Source organism: Diaphorobacter ruginosibacter, from assembly GCF_040396215.1.
Lineage (GTDB): Bacteria > Pseudomonadota > Gammaproteobacteria > Burkholderiales > Burkholderiaceae_C > Diaphorobacter_A > Diaphorobacter_A ruginosibacter_A.
In genome coordinates, this window is sequence record NZ_JBEBOW010000191.1 from 1 (window position 1) to 5,210 (window position 5,210).

Here is a 5,210-nt window from a genome sequence, read left to right on the forward strand (position 1 = left end):
CGTGAACAGGCCGGTGTAGGTGGCCGGGTTGCTGCGCGGCGTGCGGCCGATCGGGGACTGATCGACGTTGATGCACTTGTCGAAATAGCCGATGCCCTCGATCGCCTCGTGCGGCGCGGGCTCGTCGTGCGCCCGATAGAGCTGGCGCGCCACGGCGGCGTAGAGCGTGTCGTTCACCAGCGTGCTCTTGCCGGAGCCGGAAACGCCCGTCACGCAGGTGAACAGCCCCACCGGGAATTCCGCCGTCACCTGCTTGAGGCTGTGCCCCGTCGCGCCGATCACGCGCAGCGCCTGCAGCTTGCCCTGCGTTGCGCGGTGCTCCTGCTGGCGCTCGGCCCTGCGGCGGCTTGCCGGTGTTTCGGGAAAGCGCGATCTGGAGGGCTTTTCCGGCTCGGCGGACAGCTCCGGCTCCAGCACCGGATTCCACGGCGTGCGCCGCGGCGGCACCGGAATGCTCAGCCTGCCCGAGAGGTATTGGCCGGTCAGGGACTGCGGCTGCGCGCACAGTTCCTCGTAGGTTCCCTGCGCCATGACCCGGCCGCCATGCACGCCCGCGCCGGGCCCCATGTCCACGCAATGGTCGGCGGCGCGGATCATGTCCTCGTCATGCTCGACCACGATCACGCTGTTGCCGATGTCGCGCAGATGCTGCAGCGTGCCGATCAGCCGGTCGTTGTCGCGCTGGTGCAGGCCGATGCTCGGCTCATCGAGCACATACATCACGCCGGTCAGGCCCGAGCCGATCTGGCTGGCGAGCCGGATGCGCTGCGCCTCGCCGCCCGAGAGCGTTTCCGCGCTGCGGTCCAGGCTCAGGTAATTGAGCCCCACGTCGTTGAGGAATTTCAGGCGCGAAGCGATCTCGCGCACGACCTTGTCGGCGATCTCGGCCTTCGCGCCCTGCAGCTTCAGGTTCTCGAACCATGCGAGCGCATCCGACAGCGTGCGGTGGCTGATCTCGTAGATCGCAAGCGATTCCTCCCCCTCGCCCACTTTCACGAAACGCGCTTCGCGGCGCAGGCGCGCGCCGTGGCAGTCCGTGCAGGGCTGGGTGCTGCGATAGCGCGCAAGGTCCTCGCGCACCACGGAGGAGTCCGTCTCGCGGTAGCGCCTGGCCATGTTGGGCAAAATGCCCTCGAAGGGGTGTGATCGCTCCATCGCCCGGCCTTTTTGCGGGCCGCTGTCAAGCAGATAGGTGAACGCGATTTCCTCGGCGCCCGAGCCGTTCAGGATCACGTCGCGCACCTGGGCGGGCAACTCCTCGAACGGGGTTTCCACATCGAAGCGGTAATGCCGCGCCAGGCTCTCCAGCATGGCGAAGTAGTAGCCGTTGCGGCGGTCCCAGCCCTTGATGGCGCCGCTGGCCAGGCTGAGCGAGGGAAACGCCACCACGCGGTCCGCATCGAACACCTCCTGCTGGCCGATGCCGTCGCACGCGGGGCACGCGCCGGTGGGCGAGTTGAACGAGAACAGGCGCGGCTCCAGCTCCGCGAGCGAGTAGCTGCACACGGGGCAGGCGAACCGGCTGGAGAACATGTGCTCCCTGCCGGACTCCATCTCCAGCACCAGCACGCGGCCATTGCCCTCCGCGCCGCCCACGCGCAGCACCGCCTCGATGCTCTCGGCCAGCCGCTGCTTGGCATCCGGGCGCACCTTCAGGCGGTCGATCACCACGTCGATATCGTGTTTCTCGGTTTTCTTCAGCTGCGGCAGATTCTCGAATTCATATACGTTCGCGTCGACGCGAAAACGCACATAGCCAAGCGCCTGCATCTGCGTGAAAAGCTCGTTGAATTCACCTTTTTTCTGCCGCGCGACGGGCGCCAGCAGCATGATGCGCGAGTCCTCGGGCAAGGCGAGGACGGCATCCACCATCTGGCTGACGGTCTGCGAGGAAAGCGGCTGGCCGTGGTCGGGGCAATAGGGCGTTCCGGCGCGCGCGTAGAGCAGCCGCAGGTAGTCATAGATCTCGGTGACCGTTCCCACGGTGGAGCGCGGGTTGTGGCTGGTGGCCTTCTGCTCGATGCTGATGGCGGGGGAAAGCCCTTCGATCAGGTCCACGTCGGGCTTGTCCAGGCGCCCCAGGAACTGCCGCGCGTAGGTGGACAGGCTTTCCACGTAACGCCGCTGGCCTTCCGCATACAGCGTGTCGAAGGCGAGGCTCGACTTGCCCGAGCCCGACAGCCCGGTGATCACGACGAGCTGGTCGCGCGGAATGTCCAGGTCGATGTTCTTGAGGTTGTGCGTGCGCGCCCCGCGGATGCTGATGCGGCGCTGGCGCAGCGAATCAGCCATGTAGCGGCCATCCTCGGTCTCTGGGCGGGGAGTCTTTGGATACTTGTCTTGCTTGGAAGGCATGGAATCTCACACATCGCGGGCGAACCGGACATCATAGGACACCGCCCCGGCGATTGCACCGGCCGCTCCCGACAAGCCCACAAGCCCATGCACATCCCGCCGGATGCGCATGGGTTGCATGGATTTAATTACGAACGATATAATCTCATTTGAAATCATTAGCCATGAAGGAGCACATTGCCATGAGCCTCGACTCCCGCCTCGAACGCATTCTCGCGGGCAAGCCCCGGAATGTGCTGGATGCGGTTGCAGCATCGCGCCTGATGCTGCATTCCGCCGCGCTGCTGGAGCAGCGCGTGAACGAGGCGCTCGCGCCCTTCTCGCTGCACATGAAGGAGTATCTGGCGCTGAACCTGCTTGCCGACAGCGTGCATGAGCCGCTCAGGCCATCATCGCTTGGCGTGTCGCTCAACGCCACGCGCACGCAGGTCACGCGGCTGCTCGACGGCATGGAGCAGCGCGGCCTGCTCGTGCGCCGCGCCGATGCCCAGGACCGGCGCAGCCTGCAGCTGCAGCTCACCCCGGCGGGCGCGCAACTGCTGGAGCACGCCATGCCGCTGGTGCAATCGGTCTACCTGCAGATCTGGTCCTGCATCGGCGACGCGGCAACGCACGAGATGCAGCAACAGCTGCGCCGCGTCCACGACCGGCTGCAGAAGCTGGACGTGACCCGGCCCGCGCGGGACTGAGAGCCGGCTGCTCGAACACACCGCCATGAAAGCTCCGCGCTGGCAACTCTTCCTGCACCGCGAAAAGCAGCTGCTGCTGATGTGGCTGCTGGGCCTGCTGGTGGGCATGGAGTTCCTCGAGAACGGCATGTTCGTTTTTGCCTCGTCGCACATTCTTGGCGGCATCGGAGTCGCGCCGCGCGAATTCGCGCAGGTGCAGGCCGCCTATGCCATCGGCAGCATGCTGATGATCGCGCTGCAGCAATGGCTGTCGCGCCATTTCGGGTACCGGCAGTACCTGCTGCTCGCGCTGCTGCTCTATGCGCTGGGCGACCTGGCTTCCGCCAGCGCCGGCAACCTGGCCGAACTCACCACCGCGCGGCTGGTGCAGGGGCTGGGCGGGGGCGCGTTCTTCATCAGCACGCGGGTGCTGATCCCCATGCTGTTCGCTCCCGCGCTCAGGCCCAAGGCCGTGCGCGTGTACATGCTCAGCATCTTCGGCGTGGGGGCGGCCGGACCGCTGTTGTCGGCATGGCTGGTGGACAACTGGGGCTGGCGCTGGGTGTTCTGGGTGGTTCTTCCCATGGCCGCGCTCATCGCCGTGGGCGTGCGTGGACTGCTGCCGCGCCACCTGGGGCGCAGTCGCACACCGGTGCGCTGGTCGGTGGCGCCCATCGTGCTGTTCGTGCTGGCGGCCGGCTGCGTGCAGTGGAGCTTCTCGCAGGCGCGCTTCGAGCTCTTCGAGAGCCCCGGGCGGCTTGCCCTGGTGATCCTCGCGGGCGTGCTGCTGATGGGCCTTTTCGGCATTCACCAATGGAGGCATGACGAGCCGCTGCTGCATCTGCGCGATCTCACGCATCCGGGCTTCCTGGTGGGCATTGCGCTGTACGCGCTGTATTACTTCATCGTCAATTTCAGCAATTACCTGTTTCCGCAGTTCGCGGAGCGGGGGCTGCGCATTCCGCTGATCACCACGGGCTGGCTCAACAGCTTCGCCGCCTTCATCAGCCTGGTGGTCGCCGTTCTCTACATTAAATACGCCGCCCGGATCACCAACAAGCGCGCGCTGATGGTGGCCGGCTGCGTTGCCATGGCGGGGGCGTCGTTCTGGCTGAGCCGCATTCCCGCGGATGCGCCTGCCTCGGCGCTGTACGGCGCGCTGGCCATCAAGGGCTTCTTCGGCGTGCTGATGGTGCTGCCGGTGGCGGCGCTGACGTTCCGCGCGCTCGACGCCAGGCACTTCGCCAAGGGCTACCAGAGCAAGAACATCATGCGGCAAATGATGTCGTCCTTCGCATCGGCGGTGGCCGCCGTGGCCCTGCAGGACAGCAAGTTCATGCACTACACCGATCTGATCGGCCGCATGACGCCGTCGAACCAGGCGGCCAACGCATGGCTCGAATCCATGCAGGCGCATTTCGAGCATCTGGGCTACATCGCGCCGCAGGCCAGCACCGCGGCGCTTGCCGAGCTCGGCGAGCTGGTCAGCCAGCAAGCCCTGCTCATGGCCTGCCAGCAGCTCTACCAGTTCCTTGCGGCGGCCGCGGCGATGGCCGCCCTGGTGGTGGCGGCCCAACGGCGGCTGCGCTGAATCCTCCGGCTGCAATTGCCCGGCCGCGCACGCCCGGCGGCACCCACCACAAGGCGAACATGGCAGAATCAGGAATAAACAACGATTGCCTGGCGAAAGGCGCGCCGCCCGACGGGCCGCACCCTTCGCCCCATGCGTCAGACCCCCGTGCCGGATAAATCCTCGAAAAACCCTTCGCCAGCCCCCACCAAGATGACCGCGCAGGAGCGCCGCTCCAGCATCAGCCTCGCGCTGATCTTCGCGCTGCGCATGCTGGGGCTGTTCCTGGTGCTGCCCGTGTTCGCGCTGGAGGCGCGCAAATATCCCGGTGGCGGCGATCCGGCCATGGTCGGCCTGGCGATGGGGATCTACGGCCTCACGCAGGCGTTCCTGCAATTGCCGCTGGGCATGGCCTCCGACCGCTTCGGGCGCAAGCGCGTGATCGTGTTCGGCCTGGCCGTTTTCGCGGCGGGCAGCCTGCTGGCCGCCATGGCCGATTCCCTCACGGGGCTGCTGCTCGGGCGCGCGCTCCAGGGCGCTGGCGCGGTGTCCGCAGCGGTCACCGCGCTGCTGGCCGACCAGACGCGCGACGGCGTGCGCACCAAGGCCATGGCGCT

Annotated in this window: 4 protein-coding genes; 3 read left to right on the forward strand and 1 reads right to left on the reverse strand. The window is 66.8% G+C overall.

Annotated elements, in window-relative coordinates; translation table 11 throughout:
* Positions 1-2,292: excinuclease ABC subunit UvrA (gene uvrA / locus ABWP92_RS16355; protein WP_353236468.1), on the reverse strand; the 2,292-nt coding region annotated here is incomplete at its 3' end.
* A gap of 245 nt (positions 2,293-2,537) precedes the next feature.
* Here uvrA and ABWP92_RS16360 point away from each other — a divergent pair.
* The 3 genes from ABWP92_RS16360 to ABWP92_RS16370 all read left to right on the forward strand — a co-directional run.
* A complete protein-coding gene (locus ABWP92_RS16360; protein WP_353236469.1) occupies positions 2,538-3,044 on the forward strand; it encodes a MarR family winged helix-turn-helix transcriptional regulator in 507 nt (168 codons plus the stop codon).
* 25 nt (positions 3,045-3,069) lie between these two features.
* Entirely contained in the window at positions 3,070-4,614 is a 1,545-nt protein-coding gene (locus ABWP92_RS16365; protein WP_353236470.1) for an MFS transporter, read from the forward strand.
* Positions 4,615-4,806: 192 nt separating this feature from the next.
* The coding region (locus tag ABWP92_RS16370; protein WP_353236471.1) for an MFS transporter at positions 4,807-5,210 on the forward strand (404 nt) is incomplete at its 3' end.